At 63.1% G+C, this 25,579-nt stretch carries 21 protein-coding genes; 20 read left to right on the top strand and 1 reads right to left on the bottom strand.

Annotation, left to right across the window (positions count from 1 at the left end; translation table 11 throughout):
* Positions 1-9 precede the first annotated feature (9 nt).
* The 11 genes from WHX55_RS11825 to WHX55_RS11775 are packed head-to-tail and all read left to right on the top strand — an operon-like array spanning position 10 to position 8,810.
* On the top strand, positions 10-768 hold the full coding sequence (locus tag WHX55_RS11825; RefSeq protein ID WP_353742674.1) for an SDR family NAD(P)-dependent oxidoreductase: 759 nt from the start codon (positions 10-12) through the stop codon (positions 766-768).
* 33 nt (positions 769-801) lie between these two features.
* A complete protein-coding gene (locus WHX55_RS11820) occupies positions 802-2,919 on the top strand; it encodes an acetate--CoA ligase family protein (RefSeq protein WP_353742673.1) in 2,118 nt (705 codons plus the stop codon).
* Positions 2,920-2,932: 13 nt separating this feature from the next.
* Complete coding sequence (locus WHX55_RS11815; RefSeq protein ID WP_353742672.1) at positions 2,933-3,412, top strand: MaoC family dehydratase N-terminal domain-containing protein; 480 nt, start codon at positions 2,933-2,935, stop codon at positions 3,410-3,412.
* Positions 3,413-3,465: 53 nt separating this feature from the next.
* Entirely contained in the window at positions 3,466-3,876 is a 411-nt protein-coding gene (locus WHX55_RS11810) for a MaoC/PaaZ C-terminal domain-containing protein (protein WP_353742671.1), read from the top strand.
* Positions 3,869-4,249: an OB-fold domain-containing protein gene (locus tag WHX55_RS11805; protein ID WP_353742670.1), complete on the top strand. Its 381-nt coding sequence runs from the start codon at positions 3,869-3,871 to the stop codon at positions 4,247-4,249. Before WHX55_RS11810 ends, WHX55_RS11805 begins: the two co-directional genes overlap by 8 nt.
* Complete coding sequence (locus tag WHX55_RS11800; RefSeq protein ID WP_353742669.1) at positions 4,246-5,418, top strand: acetyl-CoA acetyltransferase; 1,173 nt, start codon at positions 4,246-4,248, stop codon at positions 5,416-5,418. The genes WHX55_RS11805 and WHX55_RS11800 overlap by 4 nt, the downstream gene beginning before the upstream one ends.
* Positions 5,415-6,182: an enoyl-CoA hydratase-related protein gene (locus WHX55_RS11795; protein ID WP_353742668.1), complete on the top strand. Its 768-nt coding sequence runs from the start codon at positions 5,415-5,417 to the stop codon at positions 6,180-6,182. Before WHX55_RS11800 ends, WHX55_RS11795 begins: the two co-directional genes overlap by 4 nt.
* Positions 6,183-6,204: 22 nt before the next feature.
* Positions 6,205-7,014 (top strand): enoyl-CoA hydratase-related protein, encoded by an 810-nt coding sequence (locus WHX55_RS11790; protein WP_353742667.1) that lies wholly within the window; start codon positions 6,205-6,207, stop codon positions 7,012-7,014.
* A 7-nt stretch (positions 7,015-7,021) separates the two neighbouring features.
* Positions 7,022-8,230: an MFS transporter gene (locus WHX55_RS11785; RefSeq protein WP_353742666.1), complete on the top strand. Its 1,209-nt coding sequence runs from the start codon at positions 7,022-7,024 to the stop codon at positions 8,228-8,230.
* Positions 8,227-8,406: a hypothetical protein gene (locus tag WHX55_RS11780; protein ID WP_353742665.1), complete on the top strand. Its 180-nt coding sequence runs from the start codon at positions 8,227-8,229 to the stop codon at positions 8,404-8,406. Before WHX55_RS11785 ends, WHX55_RS11780 begins: the two co-directional genes overlap by 4 nt.
* A 20-nt stretch (positions 8,407-8,426) precedes the next feature.
* On the top strand, positions 8,427-8,810 hold the full coding sequence (locus WHX55_RS11775; protein WP_353742664.1) for a nuclear transport factor 2 family protein: 384 nt from the start codon (positions 8,427-8,429) through the stop codon (positions 8,808-8,810).
* On the opposite strand, the gene WHX55_RS11770 is transcribed toward WHX55_RS11775, so the two are convergent.
* Positions 8,807-9,604 (bottom strand): class III extradiol ring-cleavage dioxygenase, encoded by a 798-nt coding sequence (locus WHX55_RS11770; protein WP_353742663.1) that lies wholly within the window; start codon positions 9,602-9,604, stop codon positions 8,807-8,809. The genes WHX55_RS11775 and WHX55_RS11770 overlap by 4 nt on opposite strands.
* A 277-nt stretch (positions 9,605-9,881) precedes the next feature.
* Between WHX55_RS11770 and WHX55_RS11765 the strand changes: the two genes are divergently transcribed.
* The 9 genes from WHX55_RS11765 (at position 9,882) to WHX55_RS11725 (ending at position 25,562) form a co-directional block, all read left to right on the top strand.
* Entirely contained in the window at positions 9,882-10,709 is an 828-nt protein-coding gene (locus tag WHX55_RS11765; protein WP_353742662.1) for a fumarylacetoacetate hydrolase family protein, read from the top strand.
* Positions 10,710-10,741: 32 nt separating this feature from the next.
* On the top strand, positions 10,742-11,629 hold the full coding sequence (locus tag WHX55_RS11760) for an acetaldehyde dehydrogenase (acetylating) (RefSeq protein ID WP_353742661.1): 888 nt from the start codon (positions 10,742-10,744) through the stop codon (positions 11,627-11,629).
* A 22-nt stretch (positions 11,630-11,651) separates the two neighbouring features.
* On the top strand, positions 11,652-12,686 hold the full coding sequence (gene dmpG, locus WHX55_RS11755) for a 4-hydroxy-2-oxovalerate aldolase (RefSeq protein ID WP_353742660.1): 1,035 nt from the start codon (positions 11,652-11,654) through the stop codon (positions 12,684-12,686).
* A gap of 292 nt (positions 12,687-12,978) precedes the next feature.
* Positions 12,979-14,010, top strand: a complete 1,032-nt coding sequence (locus tag WHX55_RS11750) for a flavin reductase (protein ID WP_353742659.1) — start codon at positions 12,979-12,981, stop codon at positions 14,008-14,010.
* A 769-nt stretch (positions 14,011-14,779) separates the two neighbouring features.
* Positions 14,780-15,946, top strand: coding sequence for a cellulose biosynthesis protein BcsQ (bcsQ, locus tag WHX55_RS11745; protein ID WP_353742658.1), 1,167 nt, complete (start codon positions 14,780-14,782; stop codon positions 15,944-15,946).
* A complete protein-coding gene (gene bcsA / locus WHX55_RS11740; RefSeq protein ID WP_151213010.1) occupies positions 15,943-18,174 on the top strand; it encodes a UDP-forming cellulose synthase catalytic subunit in 2,232 nt (743 codons plus the stop codon). The genes bcsQ and bcsA overlap by 4 nt, the downstream gene beginning before the upstream one ends.
* Before the next feature lie 41 nt (positions 18,175-18,215).
* Entirely contained in the window at positions 18,216-20,474 is a 2,259-nt protein-coding gene (gene bcsB / locus WHX55_RS11735; RefSeq protein ID WP_151213011.1) for a cellulose biosynthesis cyclic di-GMP-binding regulatory protein BcsB, read from the top strand.
* A gap of 22 nt (positions 20,475-20,496) precedes the next feature.
* The gene (bcsZ, locus tag WHX55_RS11730) at positions 20,497-21,723 is read left to right on the top strand and encodes a cellulose synthase complex periplasmic endoglucanase BcsZ (RefSeq protein WP_353742657.1); all 1,227 of its coding nucleotides are present in this window, start codon (positions 20,497-20,499) and stop codon (positions 21,721-21,723) included.
* A complete protein-coding gene (locus tag WHX55_RS11725) occupies positions 21,699-25,562 on the top strand; it encodes a cellulose synthase subunit BcsC-related outer membrane protein (RefSeq protein ID WP_353742656.1) in 3,864 nt (1,287 codons plus the stop codon). Before bcsZ ends, WHX55_RS11725 begins: the two co-directional genes overlap by 25 nt.
* The last annotated feature ends 17 nt before the right edge of the window (positions 25,563-25,579 follow it).

Genomic DNA, 25,579 nt, shown 5'->3' with positions numbered 1-25,579 from the left:
AGCCCCATCATGCGTTTGAACAATCGCGTCGCCGTAATCACCGGCGCTTCACAAGGAATCGGTCGCGCCGTGGCCCGCTGCTATGCGGCGCAAGGCGCCAGCGTGGCCATAGTCGACATCAACGTCAGTGGCGGTGAAGAAACCGCCGCGCTGATCCATGCCGAGGGCGGCAAAGCCCTGTTCGTGCGCTGCGACATTGCCAACCAGGTCGACGTCAACGCCGCCGCCGCCATCATCAAGGCCGAGCTCGGCCCCATCGATATCCTGGTGAACAACGCTGGCATCACCCGTCCGGCCATGCTGCACAAGATGACCGGCGCCGAGTGGCACCAGGTGATCGATGTGCACATGCACGGTTCCTTCTACTGGCTGCAGGCGGTGGTCCACGACATGATCGAACGCCAGTGGGGACGCATCGTCTTCGTCACTTCCTCCACTGCGCAGAACGGCTCCATCGGCCAGATCAACTACGCCGCTGCCAAGTCCGCGATGCTCGGCATGGTGCGCACCGCCGCCCGCGAGCTGGGCAAGTACAACATCCTGGTCAATGCCATCGCTCCGGCGGCGGCCACCGAGATGACCAAGACCATCATGAACGACCCGAAATTCGCCGAAGCCCATGCGGCAGCGCTCAAACAGCACCCGCTGCGGCGCTCGGCCGAGCCCGATGAGATAGCCCCGGCCTTCCTCTATCTCGTCAGCGAAGAGTCCTCCTACGTCACCGGCCAGGTTCTGTCGGTGGATGGCGGCTCGATGATGGTGCGCTAAGCGCGCAAACCACCACGGAACAGGACAACGACAATGACTCGTATCGACACTGCAGCTCCCGATCTCGATCGCCTGCTGGCACCTCGCTCCATCGCCCTGGTTGGCGCCTCCAACAACCTCTACAGCTTCGGCGGCCTGCTGTTCGCCAACCTCAAGCGCGCCTTCGGCGGCGCGCTCTACCCGATCCATCCCAAGGACGACAGCGTCCAGGGCAGCCCTGCCTACGCCAGCCTGCACGATGTACCGGGAACCGTGGACCTGGTGGTCATCGCGGTGGCCTGCCAGGCCGTCGAAGGCATCATGGAACAGGCCGTGGCCAAGGGCGTGGGGGGCGTCGCGCTGCTCTCCTCCGGCTTCGCCGAGGCCGGTGCCGAAGGAACCGCCCTGCAGCAGCGCATCGCAGAGCTGGCCAAGGCTGGCGGCGTGCGGGTGATTGGTCCGAACTGCATCGGCTACCTGAACATCGCCGGGGGCGTCATGGCCAACTTCGCCCTGACCCCGGACGAACCTTTGCCGCCGGGCGGCGGTGTGGCGCTGGTTTCCCAGAGCGGTGGCTTTGGCTCCTACCTGACCACCAAGGGCCTGCTCACCGGCCTGCGCCTTGGCTGGTTCGTCAGTACCGGCAACGAGCTGGACGTGAACGTCGCGGCCGTTTTGCGCTACCTCGTGGAGCGACCGGAAGTTCGTGTGCTGCTGGCGTTCAGTGAGACCCTGCGTGACCCGGAGGTATTCATAGAAGCGGCCCGCCGCGCCCAGGCGCTCGACAAGCCACTGGTGGTCCTCAAGGCGGGGCGCTCCGAAGCTGCGGCCAAGGCCGCCATGAGCCACACCGCGTCGGTGGTCGGTGCCGTCGATGTATTCGATGCGGTCTGCCGACAGTACGGCGTGATCGTGGCTCACAGCCTGGAGGAGATGCTCGATCTGGGCATGATCTTCCAGGACGGTCGCCGGGCGTCCGGCAAACGCCTGGCGATCATGACTGCCTCCGGCGGTACCGGCGTATTGCTGGCCGACGAAGCCAGTCTCAATGGCCTGGATATCCCGACCTTCCCCGAAGCGGAACAGGCACAGATGCTCAGTGTGCTGCATACGCCCTTCTTCGGCAGCGTGGCCAACCCCATCGACACCACCGCAGCGGTGAAGCAGGAGTCACTTTTCGCACTGCAGAACCTGGTCGCCCAGAGCCCTTCGGTCGACATGCTCACCACGGTCACCTGGGCTCGCGCCACCGAGGCAGCCAGGGAACTGGCCGCGCTCTACCAGCGCACCAACAAACCCATGGCTGTGCTGTCCACCGACCTTGTGGAGCCCTTGAAGCAGGCTGGCGTGCCGACCTACACCGATCCGCAGAGGATCGCCCGCTCGCTCGCCGCCCTGCAGCGTTTCTCCTCGCGACCGTCCCTCGCGGCGGACCACGCCCGGGAACCCGATGCCGAACGTGCCCGGCGCGCGCGGCAGCACCTGCAGTTGCCCCAGGGAGAGCAGGTGTTGATGGAGGCCCAGGGTAAGCGCCTGTTCGCCGAGTACGGCATCCCCATCACCCGCGAAGAGTGGGTACACAGCGAGGAGGACGCCATCGCGGCGGCGACGCGCATCGGCGGCAAGGTGGTGCTCAAGGTCATGTCCTGTCAGCTGCCGCACAAGTCCGACGTGGGCGCCATCCGCCTCGGTCTGCAGGGGCCGGACGCGGTGCGTGAAGCCTATGGAGACATGTTCGACGAAGTGCGGCGCCGGGCGCCCCATGCCGTCCTCGACGGCGTGCTGGTGCAGGAGATGGTACCCGCACGCATGGAACTGACCTGTGGCTTGCAGCGTGACCCGGTGTTCGGCCCCATGGTGGCGGTGGGCCTGGGTGGCGTACTGGTCGAGCAACTGGCGGAAACCACGCTGTTGCGCCCGCCGTTCGGGCTCGATACCGCCCGCGTCGCGCTCGGAAAACTGCTCCAGGGTCGTCTGGTCCAGGGGCGGCGTGGCCTCAGCGCCGAGGAACAGACGCAGATCGCCACCATCATGATGGGCGTCGGCGACCTGGCCCTGGAGCTCGAGGAGGTCAGCGAAATCGACATCAACCCGATCCGGGTCGACGACGGCAAGGTCTTCGCCGCCGACGCTCTGGTGGTGCTGGCCGGGTCATCCGGGCCGGCGCACTGAAGGAGTGAACGCGATGGCAGATCAATCCCTGGTCGGTTACCAGTTCCCCTCGTTCCGCTTCAAGGTCGAGGAAGGCAAGATCGCCGAGTTCGCCAAGGCGATCCTCTGTACCGATGCCTGTTACTTCGACCCTGAGGCGGCGCGCCGGCAGGGCTTCTGCGCCCCACCGGCACCGCCGACCTTCAGCACCGTCTCCATGCACTGGCACCCCCCGCAGGAAGGCAACCCGCTCAACCTCGACCTCAAGCGCGTACTGGCCGGCGGCAATGAATGGGAATACCTGCGACCGGTGCTGGCCGGCGAGGAATTCACCGTCCGCTCGCATATCGCCGACGTGACCTGCAAGCGGGGCGCCAAGGGCGAGATGACCCTGATCGTGCGCGAGACGGGTTTCTACGACGAACACGATCAACTGGCGCTGATCGCCCGCAGCACCATCATCGAACTGCCCCCGCCGCCGCCCATGGACGAGCACGAGGTACTGCCCACATGAACAGCACCAACCACGACGCTTCGCCTCGTTTCCAGATCGGAGACACCGCCCCCGTGCGCCGTGTCGGGCCGATCACCCGAACCGACATCGTTCGCTACGCCGGCGCCGGTGGCGACTTCAATCCCATCCACCACGACGAGACCTTTGCCCACCGAGCCGGCTACCGCAGCGTATTCGGCCATGGCCTGCTGACGGCGGGCATCCTCTCGGCCTACACGACTTCCTGGCTGGGCCTGGCGGCGCTGCGCAGGTACTCGGTGCGCTACGTCTCCCAGGTCTGGCCAGGCGACACCCTGATCCTCAGCGGCCGGGTTACCGCCATCGACCCCGAACGCCCTGACGGCATGCAGGTGAACTGTGAACTGCTGGTACAGCGCGAAGCAGCCAACGGTCAGCGCCAGGACGTCCTGACGGCAACCGCCGTCGCCACCTACGGCACCCCCGGAGGAAGCCAGAATGAATGATGTCCGCGAACCGGCGCCGTACCAGCGCTATCTCGAAGGCCTGGCACGGGGTGCCCTGGCTTATCAGCACTGCCAAGACTGCGATCAGGCAGTCTTCTACCTGCGCCCCTGCTGCCCGCATTGCGGCTCGGTGGAACTGGGCCTGCGCGACAGCCAAGGGCTGGGCACGCTCTATTCGTCCAGCGTGGTCTTCGACAAAGATCACAACTACAACCTCGTGCTGGTGGACCTGGACGAAGGCTTCCGAATGATGAGCACTGTCCCGGGTTGCGATGCACCACCCATCGGCGCCCGGGTCCGGGCGCGGGTGGAACGCCTCGATGGCCAGGAGCCGCGCGTGGTGTTCGACCTCAACGAAGGAGAACGACCATGACTCACCATGATCTGCGCGGCGCTGCCGCTATCGTCGGGGTCGCCGAATCGGACCTGGGTGACGTCGGGCCACAGCGCTACCCCATCGAACTGGCCGCCCAGGCGGCGGTTCACGCGCTGAATGACGCGGGCCTGCGCACCCGGGACGTCGATGGCCTGTTCGGCTGTGTCGCCGGCCGTTTCATGTCGAACCTGGACCTGGGTGAATACCTGGGTATCCGCCCCCGTTACAGCGATAGCGGCAATATCGGTGGCAGCTCGTTCCTGTCCTACCTGTTCCACGCGGCGGCGGCCCTCAAGGCCGGGCTCTGCGACACGGCGTTGATCGTCTATGGCAGTACTCCGCGCGCGGATGCCCAACGCCGGCAGCCGCTGACCGGGCCACTGGAGATGCCGAGCTACGAAGCTCCCTACAAGCCGCGCCACCCGGTGTCCGGCTACGCCCTGGCCACCGCCCGGCACATGCATCAGTACGGCACGACCCGCGAGCAGTTGGCCGCGGTGGCCGTCGCCGCACGCGCCTGGGCACAACTCAACCCCGTCGCCTTCTGCCATGACAAAGGGCCGCTCGGCATTACCGACGTGCTGGACAGCAAAATGGTCTGCAGCCCGCTCAGCATCCGCGATTGCTGCCTGGTCACCGATGGCGGCGGCGCCCTGGTGGTTACCCGTGCCGATCGCGCACGTGACCTGCCAAGGCCGCCGGTCTACCTGCTCGGCGCGGGCGAAGCGCACTCGCACCGCAGCATTTCCCAGATGCCTGATCTGACCACCACCTGTGCAGTCGAGTCCTGCGCCAGAGCCTACGCCATGGCCGGGGTCAGACCGGCGGACATCGGCGTGCTACAGCTCTACGACGCCTTCACCATCAACACCATCATGTTCCTGGAGGACTTGGGCTTCTGCGCCAAGGGCGAAGGCGGTGCCTTCGTCGCCGATGGCCGCATCGCCCCGGGAGGCGTACTGCCGGTCAACACCAACGGCGGCGGCCTGTCCTACTGCCATCCGGGCATGTACGGCATCTTCGCCCTCATCGAAGCCACGCGGCAGCTGCGCGGTGAGGCCGGAGCACGGCAGCAGGCCGGCGTGGAGCTGGCGCTGGCCCACGGCAACGGCGGTCAGTTCTCCAGCCAGGTCACCGCCATCCTCGGCACGGGAGCAGCGCTATGAGCACTGTCTTGCGCGAACGCCAGGGCGCGGTGCTGCTGGTGACACTCAACCGCCCTGAGGCGCTGAACGCGTTCAATGCCGAGCTGCACCTCGAGCTCTGCGATGCCTGGCACGAGGCCGGTGATTCGCAGGTTCGCGCAGTGGTGCTGACCGGTTCCGGACGCGGCTTCTGCGCGGGTGCCGACCTCAACGCGCCACCCGCCTCCGGGGCACTGGGCCATAGCACGCTGCGCCACGCACTGAATGCGAACACCCTGGCAATGGCCGCGCTGGACAAGCCTGTCATCGCAGCCGTCAACGGCGCCGCAGCGGGTGCCGGACTCTCGCTGGCTTGCGCCGCCGATATCCGGATCGCGTCCAGCGACGCCAGGTTCGTACCGGCGTTCGTCGACATAGGGCTGGTCCCGGATGCCGGTGGCAGCTGGTTCATCACCCGGCTGCTGGGTTACGCCCGGGCCTTTTCCTGGTTGGCCAGCAATCGCCGGCTGAGCGCCGAAGAGGCCCGCGAGTGGGGCCTGGTGAGCGAGATGCTGGCCCCGGAACGGCTGCTGGGACACGCGCTGGAGATGGCCGAGCAACTGGCCACCAAGCCCGGACTCGCCGTGGGGCTGACCAAGCGCCTCCTGGCCCAGGCCGCACGCAACAGCCTGGCCGAGCAACTGGAGGCCGAAGTCACGCTGCAGAACCTTGCAGTCCTTGATCCCGATCGGGCGCGGGCCCGCGCGGCGATGCTGGAAAAACTCGGGCGCCGCTCAATCCCATAGACAACAAAAACGGAGTTTCCCCATGACCGATTACGGACGTTTTAACAGTATCCTCGCCGAGCGCCGGGACCATGTCCTGGTGCTGACCCTCAATCGCCCCGAGCGCCTCAATGCCGTGGGAGCCGACATGCATGAAGGCCTCGAAGCCATCCTTGCCGACCTGCGCCACGACTCCAGCGTCCGGGCCGTGGTACTGCAGGGTGCAGGACGGGCCTTCTGTGTCGGTGGCGACGTCAAGGCGTTTGCCGAGACGCCGGCCATCGAGCAGACCCCATGCGAAGTCATGGCCATGGTCACCCGCGGCGCCGGGAACCTGATCGAGCGCTTCCTCGATGTGCCACAGCCGATAATCGCTGCGGTGCAGGGCTACGCCATGGGGCTGGGGGCGACTCTGGCCTTGCTCTGCGATGTGGTGCTTATCGCCGACGACGCCCAGATCGCCGACACCCATGTGCCCATGGGCCTGGTCGCAGGCGATGGTGGCGCGCTGGCCTGGCCCCTGGGCATGCCCCTCGGCGCCGCCAAGTACTACCTGATGACCGGCGAGCGACTCAATGGCAGTGAAGTTGTCCGGCTGGGCCTGGCCTTGCGGGCCATGCCGGCCACGGAGCTGCATGATCAGGCGCTGCAGATGGCAGAGCGCATGGCCGCCCTCCCTCCTCTCGCGCTGCAGGGCACCAAGCGCGCGCTGAACCAGATCCTGCGCCAGCGCAGCCAGTTGGTGACCGACTTGGGGCTGCAGCTGGAAGCGGCGACCTTCCTCAGCGCAGATCACAAGGAAGCCTCCAGCGCCTTCGCGCAAAAGCGCCAGCCGGTCTTTCATGGGCGCTGAGCACAGCATGTCCAGAGGCGCTGGAGACACCGGCTGGCTCGGCGGCATTTCCACGGAAGTGCGCTGCCTGTGCGTAATCAGCTTTATCTCCGCCGTGGGCTTCGGCATCCAGTCACCGGCCATTCCGCTGTTCGGCCAGGCGCTAGGGGTGGGCAGCAGCATGATCGGCATGATCATCGCGGCCTTCCCCTTCGCCCGCCTGCTGATGGCTTGGCCAGGCGGCAGACTGGTCAATCGCTGGGGCGAGTACTGGTTGCTGTGCGGCGGTCTTGGGCTCATGGCGCTGGGCAGCGTTGCCGCCGGCTTTTCCGCTTCCGCCGAGCAGTTGCTGGCATGGCGCGGTCTGTGCGGAATGGGCTCGATCCTTTACAGCGTGTCGGCCATGAGCCTCATGCTGCGCACCACCGCCGCCAGACATCGGGGGCGGGCGGCGGGGCTGTTCATGGGTGCCTATTACGTCGGGACGGTCGCCGGTCCCGCCATCGGCAGCCTGTTCGTGGACATGTCTGTGCGCCTGCCGTTCTTCCTCTACGGAGCCGGAACGGGAGCGGCGGCCCTGGTCGCGGCACTGCTGCTGCGCCACCTGCGCCACGCTCACAGCGCGGCGAGCGACTCCGGGCAAGCGGCGGTCAGCTTTGGCCAGGCGCTACGCCTGGCACCTTACCGATCCGCGATCGCCAGCAATTTCGCCATCGGCTTTGCCGTTTACGGGGTCAGGGTTTCCGTCCTGCCGCTGTTCCTGCTGACGGTGCTCAACCAGCCGGCGAAATGGATCGGCATCGGTCTGACCGTCGGTGCACTGACCCAGACACTGCTGCTGCCCAAGGCTGGCCGATGGGTCGACACCTGGGGCCGCAAGCCAAGCCTGATGCTGGGCATGACCCTGGTGCTGTGCAGTTTTCTGCTCATCCAGGGCGGGCAATCGCTGGCAACCTACCTGGGCGGGCTCGCGCTGATGGGGCTCGGAACCGCGTTCTGCACCACCGCCGCAGCCGCAGTCGCCGGTGACGCCGCCAATGGCCGTGGGGGTACGGTGATAGCCGGCTACCAGATGGCCGCCGACCTCGGCATGGTCATCGGCCCCATTCTCATCGGGGTACTCGCCGAGCGGCACTCCTACGCCCTCGCCCTCGGCTGCACCGCCGCTCTGCTGGCACTGGCCGCCTTGACGACACTGACCACCCCCCACGACAAGAACCAGGGGAGCCCCCCATGAGCGAACGCAGCCAATCGGCCTTGATCCGCGCCAACCTGCAGTTCTCCCGTGAATTGCGCAGAGGTGGCGGCCGGGTTGAGGGAAGCCTCGGTGCATCTGACCAGGGTGGAGTTCCAGCCGCTTACGCAAACCACATCCGCCATAAACCAGCAGGCAATCGCCTGAGCAAGGAGTAGACATGCCAACGGAAATCCAAATGAAAAGCGCCCTTCAGGCCTACATCGACGCCTTCAACCGCAATGACCTGGAAGCCATCATCGCCCTCTACCACGACGACGCAACGGTGGAAGACCCGTACGGCTCGTCGCCGCGCGAGGGCAAGTCGCAAATCGTCGAGTTCTACCGCAGCGCCATGGCCAACGGTGCCACCCTGCAGCTCTGCGCACCGATCCGCGCCTCTCACGGCGATGCTGCCGCAATGGCCTTCGATGCCGTGGCGAAGCTACCCCAGGGCGAAGCGCGGGTACGGGTCATCGATGTGATGACCTTCGACGAAGCCGGGCTCATCACCTCCATGCGCGCCTATTTCGGCCCAGGCGACATCGAGATCAAGGCCTCCTCCGACAGCCGCAACGACTAGCCAAAGCGATAAGCCGAGACCGCGACGAGGCCCCCCAGCCGCTCGGCGTAAACGCGCTGTGCGGGCTGGTCACCTGCTGCAGCGCAAGCCACCAGCAACGGCAGCAAGTGTTCCTCGCGCGGATGGGCGAAACGCGCCTGCGGGGCCTCGACCCAATGGCGCAGGCGCTGACTTCGTTCCTCCGGCGTCCCCATCAGCGTATCGAGCAGCCAGTCATCGAATGCCTGCGCCCGCGCAGCCAGGTCCTCTGCAGATGCACGGACGTTGTGGAAAGACATGCCACTGCCCACGATCAACACCCCCTCCTCTCGCAACCCCGCCAGCGCCGCCCCCGCAGCCAGGTGTACTGCCGGGTCCAGATCGCTGCGCAGTGACAGCTGCAGCATCGGGATATCCGCCTGCGGATAGATCAGCTTGAACGGGATGAACGCACCGTGATCCAGTCCGCGTGTGTCGTCGAGCGTTGCCGGTAGTCCAGCGCCGCGCAAGCGTTCGCACACATCCCTGGCCAGCCAGGGTGCACCGGCGACCGGGTATTGCAGTCGATAGGTGTGCGCCGGGAATCCGCTGTAGTCGTAGATCAGGCCAGGGGCCGGACTGGACGTCAGCGTGAACCGCTCGGCCTCCCAGTGTGCGGAAACGACCAGGACGGCCTTCGGCCGTTCCGGCAGGCTCGACGCCAGGCCCTGCAGCCATGCCCCCAGTGAATGCCACATCTCGGCCGGGCCGAAGTCCCAGCGCATGAAGAAGCAGGGACCCGCCCCATGGGGAATGAACAGACTCGGAAGGCTCATTGAAGATGCAACCTCAGGCTCAGGAGCAGGATTGATGACGCTGCCGGCAGAGCGAGCGCCAGGCTCAGGACGCATGCCAGTAACGGGTTGATTGGTCACCTGTAATTTGTCGCCAGTGTGCGGGCTTCTCAACCCCGGACGCCTCGTCCAGATCGATTACCCCGACTCCGTAGAAATGCAGTGATGCAGAAAGAGTGCTGAAACTACTGCATGCGGGTGAGGGCACGCGCCGACACATCCGGCATGATTTGGACAAGCCCGACAAGAGGACAGTCCAATGCCCCCCGTAATCGAACCCATCTCCAGTGCCTCGCAGGAAAAAACGCGACTGCGCCAGCGACTCGCCGAGCGTCTCTACAGGGCGCTACGCAATGGCGAGACGATCGAGCCGCTGACCACCACCGATTCGCTGGATATCGAAGACGCGTACCACATCTCACTGGCCATGCTGGAACAGCGTCAGGCCGACGGCGAGCAGATCATCGGCAAGAAAATCGGCGTGACGAGCAAAGCCGTGCAGGAAATGCTCGGCGTCCACCAACCGGACTTCGGCTTCCTCACCGACCGCATGCATTTCGATAACGATGCCTGCGTCAGCCTTAGCCAGGCCAACCTCATCCAGCCCCGTGCAGAAGGTGAGATCGCCTTCATCCTCAAGCACGACCTGATGGGCCCTGGCGTCACCCTTGTGGATGTGCTGCAAGCCACTGACTCGGTCATGGCCTGTTTTGAGATCGTCGATTCGCGCATCTGCGACTGGAAGATATCCATACAGGACACCATCGCCGACAACGCCTCCTGCGGTGTCTTCGTCCTGGGTAGCCCGCGCGTCTCCCCTGCCGGCCTCGACCTCGCCAATGTCCGCCTGGATATGAAGCGCAACGGAGAGCCACACTCCAGCGGGCTTGGCTCGGCCGTGCAAGGGCACCCAGCCGAGGCCGTGGCCTGGCTGGCCAATACCTTGGGTGCCTTCGGCATGCCCCTGCTCGCTGGCGAAATCATCCTGTCGGGATCGCTGGTTCCCCTGGTACCCGTAAAAGCTGGCGACCACTTCGAACTGACCATTACGGGTATCGGCTGCGCCTCGATTCGCTTCACCGACTGACTCTGCCCTCCCTAGATGCGAGAGAACTGGCCATGACACGCAAAATCAGATGCGCCCTGATCGGACCCGGCAACATCGGTACCGACCTGCTCTACAAACTGCAACGCAGCAAAGTGCTGGAGCCGGTCTGGATGGTCGGGATCGACCCCGAATCCGACGGTTTGAAGCGCGCCCGGGAAATGGGCCTGAGCGTCACCTGCGAGGGCGTCGATGGGCTCCTGCCCCACGTCAAGGCCGACGACATCCGGATCGCCTTTGACGCGACCTCCGCCTACGTACATGCCGAGAACTCGCGCAAGCTCAATGAACTGGGCGTGCTGATGATCGACCTCACGCCTGCGGCCATCGGCCCGTACTGCGTGCCACCGGTAAACCTGGCCGATCACTTGGGCAAGCAGGTGCTGAACGTCAACATGGTGACCTGCGGGGGACAAGCGACCATTCCCATGGTCCACGCGGTGTCACGTGTGCAGCCCGTTGCCTATGGCGAGATCGTGGCGACGGTGTCATCCCGTTCGGTCGGCCCCGGCACCCGCAAGAATATCGACGAGTTCACCCGCACCACTGCCGGCGCGGTGGTCAAGGTCGGTGGAGCCAGGGAAGGCAAGGCGATCATCGTGATCAACCCGGCCGAACCTGCGCTGATCATGCGCGACACCATTCACTGCCTGACGGAAAGCGAACCGGATCGCGAGGCTATCACCCAATCGGTGCACGCAATGATCAAGGAAGTACAGAAGTATGTGCCCGGCTACACACTGAAGAACGGACCGGTATTCGACGGCAATCGCGTGTCGATTTTCATGGAGGTGGAGGGCCTGGGCGACTACCTGCCCAAGTACGCCGGCAATCTGGACATCATGACCGCGGCGGCCGCCCGTACCGCGGAAATGTTTGCCGAAGACATGCTGAACGCCTAACCACTCTCGAATGGAAATTGCCATGACCTCTTTACGCGGCAAGCAAATCAAACTGCACGACATGTCATTGCGCGACGGCATGCACCCAAAGCGCCACCAGATCACCCTGCAGGAGATGGTGGATGTGGCCACCGGCCTGGACGCAGCCGGTGTTCAGCTGATCGAAGTCACCCACGGCGATGGCCTGGGCGGCACCTCCGTCAATTACGGCTTTGCGGCACACAGCGACGAGGAGTACCTGCGGGCGGTCATTGCGCAAATGAAACAGGCCAAGGTATCGGCCCTGCTGCTGCCCGGTATCGGCACCGTCGATCACCTGCAGATGGCACATGACTGCGGCGTACACACCATTCGCGTGGCAACCCACTGCACCGAGGCCGACGTTTCCGAGCAGCACATCCAGTACGGCCGCAAGTTGGACATGGATACGGTCGGTTTCCTGATGATGGCTCACATGCTCGACGCCGACGGCTTGGTGAAACAGGCCAAATTGATGGAAAGTTACGGCGCCAACTGTCTCTACATCACGGACTCGGCCGGGTACATGCTCCCCGAAGACGTTCGCGTACGCATCGACGCGGTTCGCCAGGCGCTGAAACCGGAAACCGAGCTGGGCTTCCACGGCCACCACAACCTCGGCATGGGCATAGCCAATTCGCTGGCAGCCATTGAAGCCGGTGCCAATCGCATCGACGGCTCCGCCGCCGGCCTCGGTGCCGGTGCCGGCAACACGCCGCTGGAAGTCTTCAATGCGGTCTGCGATCGCTTGGGCATCATTACGGGCGTGGACGTGTTCAAGCTCGCTGATGTCGCCGAAGAGAAGGTGTTCCCGATGATGGAGCACATCGTCCGGGTCGACCGTGACTCGCTGATGCTAGGGTACGCTGGCGTCTACTCCTCGTTCCTGCTGTTCGCCAAACGTGCCGCAAAGAAGTACGGCGTGCCCTCCCACGAGATCCTGTTGGAACTGGGCCGACGCAAGACTGTCGGCGGCCAGGAGGACATGATCGAGGACCTGGCGCTGGACATGGCGCGTGAACGCGCAATCAGCCACTGACGCGGCCAGGTCCCGACATCGGAGATCGTTTACCCCTGCCCCCTTACGGGGGCTTTTTTTCCCATGAAATCAATGTCCGGCGCACACGAAATCGCGCCGATCAGGTCCATTTCAATCGACATCCAGCCTGAGCCACCAAAATCTCCTCCATGCCCGCTTTCCTTGGCCCTCACGCAGTTTTGCAATCACCTCGATATCAACAAACATCGTCCGTTCTGACCATGCTGGAAAGTGCTGCACGTTAGACAATTCAAGCCACAGATACGGCTCCCAGTACCAGAGGAAAACGGGCATGAATAACAACGCACAACGCTCACAAGCCGGCCAGCAGAAACATGGCAGTACCACACTGGATCCCCGGGAGTTTCGCCACGCTCTGGGGACGTTCACCACGGGTGTCACCATCATTACGGCTCGCGACCAGGACGATGCCCCCGTCGGCGTAACGGCCAACAGTTTCAACTCGGTGTCCCTGGACCCTCCACTGGTGCTCTGGAGCCTGGCTCGCAAATCACAGAGCCTCGCCACCTTCGAAAACGCCAGCCACTGGGCTGTGCATATCCTCGCCCACGACCAGGGCGAACTCTCGGCGCGTTTCGCCCGTAGCGTCTCCGGTCCGGAGAAGTTCGACGGAATCGAGTACGAAGGCGGCCTGGGCTCGGCGCCGCTGCTGGCCGGCTGCACCACTCGGCTGCAGTGCCGCACGGCCCATATCTACGATGGCGGCGATCACATCATCCTGGTGGGCGAAGTACTCAAGTTCGACAAGTCCGATACCCCTCCGCTGGTATTCCAGAGTGGCAACTACGCCATCGCCACCAGCACCACGCAAACCATCATGCCACCTCCTGACGAGGACCCTCGTAACGTCAGCGAAGCCAGCCCCCTTGGCTATTTGCTGGCCAGCGCATACCTGCACTTCTCCGCCAGGACGCAGGAACATGCCTCTGAGCTCAAACTCAACAACATCGAGTATCTGGTCCTCAGTGCACTGGGTACTCGGGAAGGACGCACCTACCACGAGTTGATCTCCCTTGCCGCGTACACCGGACGCGAAGTCGGCCCTGAATCGATCAACGACCTGGCAGCGAGAGGGCTGATACGCATCGATGACGAACGCACCGCACCGGACGATGAAGACCACGCGCAAATTTTCCTGACACCCGAAGGCAAGAAAGTCGTCGCTCGCATCCTCATCCAGAGTCAGCAGGTGGAGGATACGATGATGCGACAGCTCGGAGTCCCCGAGACCATTGCGCTACGTACTCTACTGAGCCGCTTCGTGAGGATCCACAGTCCGCTTATCCCTTATCGCTGGTTCTGAGGCTGTCCCGCGAGTTCTGCATGACTTGCACAGCCTGGTGCGCTCCGTAATAGCGAGAGGTGCACTCGCCAGGCCATCAGTCTGTTTTCGGAGATCGTTCAGATGTCTGGATGGGCGCAGAAACGCCAGCCATGGAACGGCTTCAGGGTGTATCAATGGCAGAAATAGAATGATTCCAGGCCACACTTCCAAGTTCTATCCATGGCTGGACTGGCCACACTGGAGTCGAGTCTTCAGCGGGAACTTGCCAACTGCAGCCACGCATTCCCATTCCAGCTCGCCGGTCAACTTACAACTTGTCGGTGCTGATTGAAAACTGGCACACCAAGAGCTTCCCTTGCTGCTCTAGCAAACTAGCGCCCATAACTAGATACACCTGCGACATCCGTCGCATTATCCGAACAAGTATTATTTGAAACCCCTCGCCATTCCTTAAAATACATCAGTCAACTTCTTTAATGGATAACCCGACATCAAACCATCTAAGACTTCACCCGATGAATACGCCCATTACCTATCATCACATTACACCTCATTGCACAGTCATTGCCGGGCGCTCTCTAACACTCATACTTTCCACGAACAACACAACACTTCAACAACATTCAGACCAACACCAATAAGCCTCACTGACCAATTATAACATTCGTTGACACTAAGATGCAGACACCCTACATTAGTGGCACTCTGCCAATGCCAAGACTACGCATCAACTTTACAAGTTAATGGAATGCTGAGTTTCTGAGTTATTTCATTCCTGGTACAACGCATGAAATATGTAGACGATATTGCGAAACTCTTTACACGTTTTGGCGCCAATGCGGAGAGCTACCAGGAAATACAACCGAACTATAAAGATTTCAAGGACGACCCGGTTACACCTGCGCTGGCTGAGCCAGAACCGTCGGTGGCCTTGCCTCCCCCAACACCAACGCCCCCTGTGTTTCTACTGGACGAGCCACAGCCTTCTTTGTTGATTGGCGCGCCGGTCGAGCCTGTGAAGAATGCTGTCCTCTCGCCACCTTCGCCCATATCCCCTCCCCTGACCAAGCCAGCTGCGAGTCCTGCTACGGGTGACCGTCAGCGATTGAGCGACCTGTTGCGTGAACTCAACCAGGTTCGTCGAGACGGTCTGCCGGAAACGACTCGCAAGCGGACCAAGGCGAAGGTCATCGCTATCGTTTCGGCGAATGGTGGAGTGGGTAAAAGCACCATCGCCGCCGGCCTCGCAAAAACACTTCGCAGCTCTGGCGGGCGAACCATCGCGATTGATCTGGACCCTCAGAACGCGCTGTCCAGCCACTTGGGTATCACCAGGCTGGCTCCCGGGCTGATCCAGCTCAAAGAGCAGAACGCAGACTGGGGCGCTTATCGCCTACCGGGCTTTGGCGACAGCGAGTGCCTGCCCTTCGGCACTGGCGAGGTGAACGATCGTCGATTGCTCAAGCAGTTGATGCTTGAAGATACTGACTGGTTGAATCGGCACCTGGCGTCTATGAACCTCAGCGAAAACGATACCGTGATCCTGGACACGCCTTCGGGTGCGACCGTCTATTCGCAACAGGCACTCGATGCCGCCGATCTGGTGTTGGTGATGACAGTGGCCGACGCGGCCTCCTACCTGGCACTGGACACCATGACCCAGTGGCTGGAAACCAGCCGACGACGTGCACAGCGGCACCGGTATGTGCTCAACCAACGGGATGACTCGCGTTCGTTCAGCAGGGACATGGGCGTGCTGTTTCTGCGGCGGCTGGGCGCTAACCTGATCGGGACGATTCGCCTCGATCATCAATTCAACGAGTCGCTGGCCTATGGTCGGGACCTGTTGCAGTTTGCACCTGAGAGCATTGGCTGTCAGGACATCCTCTCGCTGTCAGGCGCGGTTCATGCCCTGCTTTTCGCGGATGCTTGCAGCCAGCAGGGCACACCATGACCGCCCAGCTGAATCAGCTACCTGCAAAGACGTGGTGGTTGCAGGGGCTGGTGGATACTTTCCTGGCTCGCGTCAGTCGATGGCCCCTGCGTTGCCGCCAGGGCCTGAAGATCTCAGCCGGGCTGAGCGCAGCATTGTTGGTGCTGGGCATCCTCACTGCGCCGCTGAACCTGTATTCCCAGGCTGCGTTTGCCGCCGTCTGTTTTGCCGCCAGCCTGATCATCCGCAAGCAAGCCGGGCGTCTGGCGATCCTGACCCTGATCACCCTCTCGCTGATCGCTTCGCTGCGCTACATGTACTGGCGCCTGACCGACACCCTGGGCTTCGACAACTGGCAGGATGCCGTATTTGGCTACGGACTGGTGCTGGCCGAACTGTATGCCTTGCTGGTCCTCGTCTTCGGTTACGTACAGACGGCCTGGCCGCTGCACCGCACACCGCAGTTTCTGCAACAGCCGCCCGCTGAATGGCCGACGGTAGATGTCTTCATTCCCACCTATAACGAAGCGTTGGGCATCGTCAAACTGGTAGTGCTTGCCGCCCAGGCCATCGACTGGCCCGAGGGCAAACTGCGGGTGCACATGCTCGACGACGGACGCCGGGAAGAATTCAAGGTTTTCTGTCAGCAGATCGGTGTCAACTACATCACCCGCGACAACAATCAACATGCCAAGGCCGGCAACCTCAACGAGGCACTCAAAGTCACCGATGGCGAGTTCATCGCCATATTCGACGCCGACCACGTGCCCACCCGCTCCTTCCTGCAGATCACCATGGGCTGGTTTTTAAAGGACCCGAACCTGGCGTTGCTGCAAACGCCGCACTTCTTCTATTCACCCGATCCGTTCGAAAAGAACCTCGACACCTTTCGCTCGGTGCCCAATGAGGGTGAGCTGTTCTACGGCCTGGTGCAGGACGGCAACGACCTGTGGAACGCGGCATTCTTCTGTGGCTCCTGCGCGGTCATCCGGCGCACTCACTTGCTGGAAGTCGGCGGCATCGCCACCGAAACCGTGACGGAGGATGCGCACACGGCACTCAAGCTCAATCGCCGTGGTTTCAATACGGCCTACCTCGCCATACCACAAGCGGCGGGCCTGGCCACCGAAAGCCTTTCCCGCCACATCAGCCAGCGCATACGCTGGGCACGGGGCATGGCGCAGATTTTTCGCACCGACAATCCGTTGTTTGGCAAAGGACTGAACCTGGGGCAGCGCATCTGCTACCTCAACGCCATGATGCATTTTTTCTACAGCCTGCCGCGCCTGGTGTTCTTGACCGCACCCTTGGCCTACCTGATGTTCGACGCGCAGATTTTCCATGCCTCGGCGCTGATGGTCACGGTCTATGTGCTGCCGCATATTTTCCATTCCAGCCTGACCAACTCCGCCATCCAGGGGCGCTTCCGCCATTCCTTCTGGAACGAAGTGTATGAGTCGGTGTTGGCCTGGTACATCATGCGCCCGGTACTGATGGCCCTGATCAGCCCTTCGCTGGGCAAGTTCAACGTGACCGACAAGGGCGGCACCATCGAAAAGGACTATTTCGACTGGAAGCTCGCACGGCCTTACATCGTCCTGCTGACCTTGAACATGATCGGTCTGGTGATCGGCGTGGTGAAACTGATCGGGAGTGATTCGGCCCAGGTCACGACCCTGCTGATCAACCTGGCCTGGACCCTGTACAACATCATCATCGTCAGCGCCGCCGTGGCGGTGGCCACTGAGTCCTCTCAGGTGCGCAACGAACCCAGGGTGCCCGCAGATCTGCCCGTGCGCATCTATCGCGAAGACGGCACCTGGTTCGATTGCAAAACCCAGGACTTCTCGCAAAACGGCGTGGGTCTGGCACTGCCACCGCAGGTTCAGCTCAGCGTCAATGAGAAGCTGCGGCTGTGCATTCTGCGCACGCCTCCCTCAAGCCTCTTTCCCGCCACAACGATCTTCAGCAACGAAAACGGGGCGGGCGTGCAATTCGAGTCTCTGACCCTGCGCCAGCAAAGTGAGCTGGTGCGACTGACCTTTTCACGGGCCGACACCTGGGCCAACACCTGGGGTAACGGCCGCCTCGACGCGCCCATGTCGGCGTTGCGCGAGGTCAGCAGCATTGGCTTACGCGCCATCCTGCGCCTGTTCGTTGCAACCCTGAAGGACAGCCGCGCGCTGCTGCGCAAACGCCCGGTCGCTCCATCACCTATCGACTCCACCGCGGACACGCAACGATCTTGAAGCCTTCCACTCGCCGGACCTTTCTTCCTCGTCGCTCACTCATGCTGATTGCCTGCTCGCTAATGGGCTGGAGCGGCTGTGCCTTGAGTGCTGCCGACCAAATCAGCGCCACGGCCCCGGCGGTGATGCCGGTCGCATCGTTGCCCGAAACCGATGCCCCGGGCAACAGCTATACCCGCACCCTCAAGGAGCTGGGCAAAAGCTATTCGATGACCCTTAAAGGCGTGGAGGCTACCGACAGTGTGAATTTCGATGTGCGCGCCGATGAAGTCGTCACGGCTGCGCAGGTCACGCTGCAGTACAGCTACTCACCGGCGCTGCTGGCCGATCTTTCGCAAATCAACGTGCTGATCAACGATCAAGTGGCCGCCAGCCTGCCCCTCCCGAAGGAAGAGGCCGGTAAATTGCAGACCCGGACCGTGCAGATACCGCCGCAGACCATCACCGAATTCAACCGGCTCAGCCTGCAGTTCATCGGTCACTACACGATGCAATGTGAAGACCCTTTGCACTCCAGCCTGTGGGCCAGGATCGGCAACGAGAGCCAGCTGAGCCTCCAGGTGTCGTCGATCAGACAGCCCAACGATCTGTCCGCGCTGCCGCTGCCCCTGTTCGATCGTCGAGACGCCTTGCCCCTGAAGCTGCCTTTCGTGTTCGCCACGCGCCCAAGCGGTCCGGAGCTTGAGGCCGCGGGCATCCTGTCTTCCTGGTTCGGCGCACTGGCCAGCTACCGCGGCGCAACCTTTCCCGCCAGCCTCACCAGCCTGCCGGCCAAAGGCAACGCGGTGGTGTTTGTCATCGGCAGCGAGTCAACGACCTTGAGTGGTTTGCCGATCAAAGAGGCCACCGGGCCGACATTGACCCTCGTGAGCAACCCGAATGATGCTCAGGGCAAACTGTTGATCGTCTCCGGGCGCGATGGCGCCGACCTCAAAGTCGCCGCGACAGCGCTGGCCCTCGGCGGCTCGGCCTTTTCCGGGCAGAGCGTGGTGATCGACCGGATCGACTCGCTCAAGCCACGCCAACCGTACGACGCGCCAAACTGGCTGCCCTCCGATCGCCCGGTTCGCCTGGGTGAGTTGGCGAAACCCGCAGAACTCAATGTGTCGGGTTATAACCCGGGCCAAATGACGGTTGCCCTGCGCTTGCCACCCGACCTGTTCAACTGGCGTGAGCCCGGTGCGCAACTTGACCTGAAGTACCGCTACACGCCGCAACCGGTCTCCACCAATTCTTCGTTGCTGATCAGCTTCAACGACACCTTCATCAAGTCGATCGACCTGCCTTCGATCGAGAAACTCGGCAACAGCGACGGCCTGCTGTCGATGCTCAAGACCGACGACAGCCTGGCCCGCACGTCGCGCATGCTGTTGCCGCTCAACTCAGTCGCGCTGCAATCGCGCCTGCAATTTCGTTTCATGTATGACTACATCAAACAGGGCGAATGCCGCGACATCATCATCGACAACATGCGCGGTGTGATCGACCCGGACTCGACCCTGGACCTCAGCCAATACGAACATTTCATGGCCATGCCCAACCTCGGGGTGTTCAAGGACAGTGGCTTCCCGTTCACCCGCATGGCCGACCTGTCTGAAACATCGGTGATCCTGCCCAACGAGCCAGGCCCGGCCGATCTGAGCGCCTATCTGACCCTGCTGGGTCGCTTCGGCGACTCCACCGGTTATCCGGCTACCGGCGTGAAGGTGGTCCGCGCCGACCAGGTCGCCGAGCAACGCGACCGGGATTTGCTGGTGCTCGCCTCGGGCAACAATCAGCCGCTGCTGGAGCAATGGCAAAGCCTGCTGCCGGCCAGGGGCGAAGACGCTGCGCAGTACTTTGAACTGTCTGACCTGCCGTTGCGTCTGCGCAACTGGATCAGCCCGGATACGAAAACCAATCTGCGTGAAGCGCGCAGCAGCTTCAGGTTTAGCGCCGAGGACGGCAGTGCTTATCTGACCGGATTCGAATCACCGCTCAAGAGTGGGCGCAGCGTGGTGTTTATCGCCGGCACAAGGCCCGGCGGCCTGGCCGACGTGACCAACGCCCTGCTCAGCAGCGAAGAAAATGCCAACGAACTGCAAGGCAGTCTGGTGGTGGTCAGGGGCAAGCATGTCGAATCGCTGGTCGCCGAGCAGGATTACTACGTCGGGCGCTTGGGTCCGTTGCGCTATCTGCAGTGGTACCTCTCGCAGAACGTCATGGCGCTCATGCTGTTCACCCTCATCGGGGTCCTGCTGCTTGCTTGCATGGCCTACCTGGCCCTGCGCCTACGGGCCAAACGTCGTCTTGGCCAATGAGCCGCGCGGGCCTGTGTCGTCCATGAGCAGCCGGGGTATTTCACTTCGCCAGGGCCTGCGCGGTAACGCGCGCAGGTTGAGCGCTGTGCTTGCGCTCGCCCTGCTGGCGCCGGCGATAGCGGCCGCACAATCCTGCGAGCCGCCGGCCTGGCCACTGTGGCAAACCTATGCAACACGCTTCGTCCAGGCCGACGGCCGGGTTCTGGAATCGAGCCTTGAGAACAATCACAGCACCTCTGAAGGGCAGTCCTACGGCATGCTCTTCGCACTGATCGGCAACGATCAGCCACGCTTTGACAAACTCTGGCGCTGGACCTCGGCCAACCTCGCAGGCTCCGCCAGCGCCACACGCCTGCCGGGCTGGTTATGGGGGCAAGGCAAGGACGGTCAGTGGCGCCTGCAAGACGCCAATTCGGCCGCCGACGCCGACCTGTGGATCGCCTACGCCCTGCTCGAAGCCGCACGCCTGTGGCATCGGCCGGACTATCACCGGGACGCCCTGCAACTGATGGCGACGATCGAAGCGCAATTGGTGGTCAAACTGCCCGGGCTCGGCCCGATGGTCTTGCCCGGACCACAAGGTTTCGTCCAGCCGGGCGCTCTCTGGCGCCTGAACCCCAGCTACCTGCCACTGCCGCTGTTACGGCGCCTGGCCAAGGAAGCACCCTCCGGGCCCTGGCAAGCGATTGCCAACAACACCGCGACGATGATTGCCCAATCCAGCCGCCACGGTTTCATTGCTGACTGGGTCGGTTATCAAGGCACTTCAGCACAATCGGGTGCCTTCGTGAGCGACCCGATCAACGGCGACACGGGCAGCTACGACGCCATTCGCGTGTACCTCTGGCTGGGCATGAGTGATACCTCCGAACCGTTGGCAGCGCTGCTGCTCAAGCGGCTGGACGGTATGGCCCGCAGCACTGTCGCGACGGGTTCCCCCCCGGAAACGGTCCAGGTTCTGCGCGGCAGTGTCCAGGGTCAGAGCCCTTACGGATTCTGGGCGGCACTGATTCCCTACCTTGAGGCCAAGGGGCAACCCAAGTTGGCCGATCAGCAACGACGCCGCGTGGAACTCGCCTTGCACGAGGCGCTGGCCAGGCCCGATGCCGACGCGGGTCCACCGCGTTACTACAACTTCATGCTCAGCCTGTTCGCGCTCGGCTGGGCAGATAAACATTACCGATTCCGGGAAGACGGAACGCTGAAACTTTCCTGGGAGACCGCATGCACCCGCACCACCGCACGCTAGCCATCGCCGTCATGAGCGCATGGACGGCCGCTGCTGCCCACGCTCAAAGTCCGACGCCACAGACATTACTCGTCGAGCAAGGGCAGTACTGGCAGTTGCACAACAACCCTCAGCGCGCTGCGGAAGTCTGGCTGAAAGTCCTGTTGCTGGACCCGGTCCAGGTTGACGCACTGTATGGCCTGGGCTTGATCGGCGTGCAACAGGCCAAGCCCCAACAGGCGCAGCAATACCTCACCCGGTTGCAGGCCATCCAGCCAGCGCCTCGGCAGGCACTGCAATTAGCGCAGGACATCGCCCTGGCGCAACCGCAGAACCAGCAGCGTCTGGAAGAGGCTCGGCGCCTCGTCGATGCCGGTGAACGTGACAAGGCGACCGTGGTGTTTCGCTCGCTGTTCGATGGCCGTCCACCTCAAGGTACGATCGGCCGCGAGTATTACAACAACCTTGCCTTCAATCAGGCTGACTGGACTGAAGCACGCAGTGGACTTCAGCGCCTGCAACGTGAGATGCCCAACGACTCGATCGTCGCGCTGTTTTACGCCAAGCATCTGGTGCGCCATGAAGACAGCCGTGCCGAGGGCATCCGCGCCCTGGCCGCGCTGACCCAGCGTACCGACATTGCCGGTGATGCCGACGAAAGCTGGCGCCTGGCGCTGACCTGGATCGGCCCGCCCGATCCGGCACAGGTGCCGTTGTTCGAGGCGTACCTCAAGACGCATCCGGATGACGTGGAAATCCGGGCGCAGATGAACAAGGGCAAGCAACAGGCTGCAACGACGGCCAACAAGGAATGGCAGCCGCCCGCCGAAGTCGCGCGCGGCCTGAAGGCACTCAAGGAAGGTGATCAGGCCACCGCCGAACAGGCCTTTCAAGCGCGCTTGAAAACCCGGCCCGACGATGCCGACGCGCTGGGCGGCCTTGGGGTTGTTCGCCAGCAGCAACACCGACTGGCCGAAGCGGAAAAGCTCCTGGGTCAGGCCACGCGTCAACACGACGGCAGCCACTGGCAAGTTGCGCTGAACGAAGTGCGCTACTGGTCGGCGTTGCAGCAGGCCCGCGACACCCAGGCCAAAGGCCAGACAGCCCAGGCACTGGCCTTGGTAAACCAGGCGCTGCGGCTCAATCCAAACGGGGTGGACGCTCGCCTCGCCCTGGCGGACATTCAGGCCGGCGCGGGCCAGTTCGATGACGCTCAGGGCAACTATCGCCAGGTGCTGAGCCAGCGCCGCGACGACCCTCAAGCGCAGGAAGGGCTGGTCAACGTGCTGCTCAAGAGCGGCAAGAACGATGAAGCCCTGCAACTGATCAACAGTCTGCCAGCCACCGGACAGGCAAAGATCGGCCAGTCCGCACGCCTGCAAGCCTTGCGTGCGACGCAACTGGCCGCCCTCGCCGAACAACGCAACGACCTGCCCGCTGCGCGCAACGCCTTGCAAGACGCGCTGCGCTACGAACCGGACAACATCTGGACGCGTTTCGCCCTGGCCCGCCTGAACCTGGCGATGGGCGAACCGCAAAAGGCTCGGGACCTGATCAACGCCATGCTCCAGGCCCATCCCGCCAATGCCGATGCGCTTTACGTCAGCGCCTTGCTGTCGGTCCAGATGGGTGAGTGGAAAGCCGCCCAGACAACCTTGGCACGCTTGCGCCCCGACCAGCGCACTGCGGACATGGAAGCGCTGGCCGCTGATGTCAGCCTCAACCTGCAACTCAGCCAGGCGATCGAGCTCGGCAAGCGCGGACAACGCCAGGAAGCCCTCGCCCTGCTCGAGCGCATTCAACCGATGGCCAACAACAGTCCAGACCGCACGGCCAGCCTGGCCTCGGCCTATGTCGACCTCGGCGAGCCGACCCGTGCACTGGCCCTCATGCGCGGCCGGTTGCAACAGACCACAGCGCCCTCGGCGGATTTCATCCTGCAATACGCCGCGGTCCTGCTTAAAACCGGAGAAGACGCGCAGGTCAACGAGATTCTGCGCGACCTGCAGAACAGACCCTTGAACGCGCCGGCTCGCAAGCGCTTCGACGACCTGCTCTATCTCTATCGCATCCGCCAGGCTGACCAGCTGCGTGAGCGCGGCGATCTGGCCAACGCCTATGACACGCTGGCGCCCGCACTGGCGCAACGTCCCGGTGACAGCGCGGCCGTCGCGGCCCTGGCGCGGATGTACTCGGCCAACGGCGACACGGCAAAAGCCCTCGAACTCTACAAACCGCTGTTACAGCGCCAGCCAAACGACCCGCAACTGCTGTTGGGCGCTGCCGACGCGGCGGTGCTGGCACATGACCCGGCCTTTGCCGAACAGGCGCTGCAACAGCTCCTCAAGACCGAAGCCGGTAACCCTCAAACGCTGACCGAGGCCGCACGCCTCTACCAGAACATGGGCAAGTCCGGCACGGCGACCGATCTGCTGCGCAAAGCCGTGGCCATCGAACAGAGCGAGAAACGCAGAAACCAGGGCGGCCAACTGGCCGGCTCGACGGTGGCGCCCAACCCTTTTGCCGGGGTGTCGGGCTCACGTAACGAAGTCAGTCGCGACACCTTGCTGGCAGCCATCCCGCCACCGGCTCAGGAAATGCCGGGCAGCGTGACGTCCCGCCCCCCTTTTGGCATCGACGCCTCGCCAAGGCCGCAGCAGGCGAGCAATCCATTCGAGTCGCAGTTGCCGCGCGCAGCACTGGTGAGCGAGGACATCAGCCCCGCGCAACTGGCGCTGAATAAAATCCTTCAGGAGCGCAGTGCCTACGTCACCCAGGGCGTGAGCATTCGCAGCAACAACAGTGAGTCGGGACTGAGCAAACTGACCGACATTGAAACTCCGCTGGAAATCAATATTCCGCTGGATGAAAGCCGCATCGCCCTACGCGTGACACCGGTCTCGCTGAACGCCGGCAGTGCCAATAGCGAGGCGCTGTCGCGTTTTGGCAACGGTGCGCAGAGCGGCAGCGTCGGTTCGCAAAAAACCGAGGGTGTCGGCCTTTCCGTCGGCCTTCAACGGCCCGCCGATGGGCTCAAAGCCGATCTCGGCAGCACCCCGCTCGGCTTCAAATACACCACCGCCACGGGCGGCATCAGCGTTGATCGCCCCGTGAGCGACACCTCTAATGTCCGTTACGGCGTGAGCGTTTCCCGGCGTCCGGTGACTGACAGCGTCACCTCGTTTGCCGGCACCACGGACAAACGCAGCGGGCAGTCCTGGGGTGGTGTGACCGCCAACGGCGGGCGCGGCCAGTTGAGCTATGACGACAACGAAGTCGGCGCCTATGGCTATGCCTCCTGGCACCAGCTATTGGGCAACCATGTCGAGTCCAACAGCCGCAGTGAACTGGGCAGCGGTGTGTACTGGTACCTGCAAAATGCAACGGACAGCAAACTGACCGTCGGCTTGAGCATGACCGGCATCAGCTACGCCAACAACCAGGACTTTTTCACCTACGGTCACGGTGGCTATTTCAGCCCGCAGACGTTCTTCGCCCTGGGCGTGCCGGTGACCTGGGCACAACGCACCGGGCGCTTGACGTATCAAGTCAAGGGTTCGGTCGGCGTGCAGCATTTCGAGCAAGACAGCGTCGACTATTTCCCCAACGACAAAGCCATGCAAGCGGCCTCGGGCCTGCGCTACGAAGGGCAAAACAAAACCGGGATCGGCTACAGCGTCGCCGCGGCGGCTGAATACAAGGTCGCTTCGAACTTCCTGCTGGGCGCCAATCTGGGCCTGGACAACGCCCGCGACTACGAACAACTCAGCGGTGCCCTGTCCTTGCGCTACCAGTTCGAGGAGATCAGCGGCCCCATGAGCCTGCCGGTCAGCCCGTACACCTCGCCTTATTCCAACTGATCATTCTGGAGCTTTCG

The organism is Pseudomonas fluorescens (assembly GCF_040448305.1).
In the GTDB taxonomy this organism is placed as follows: Bacteria; Pseudomonadota; Gammaproteobacteria; order Pseudomonadales; family Pseudomonadaceae; genus Aquipseudomonas; species Aquipseudomonas fluorescens_BH.
This window is presented reverse-complemented; position numbering and strand designations above follow the sequence as displayed.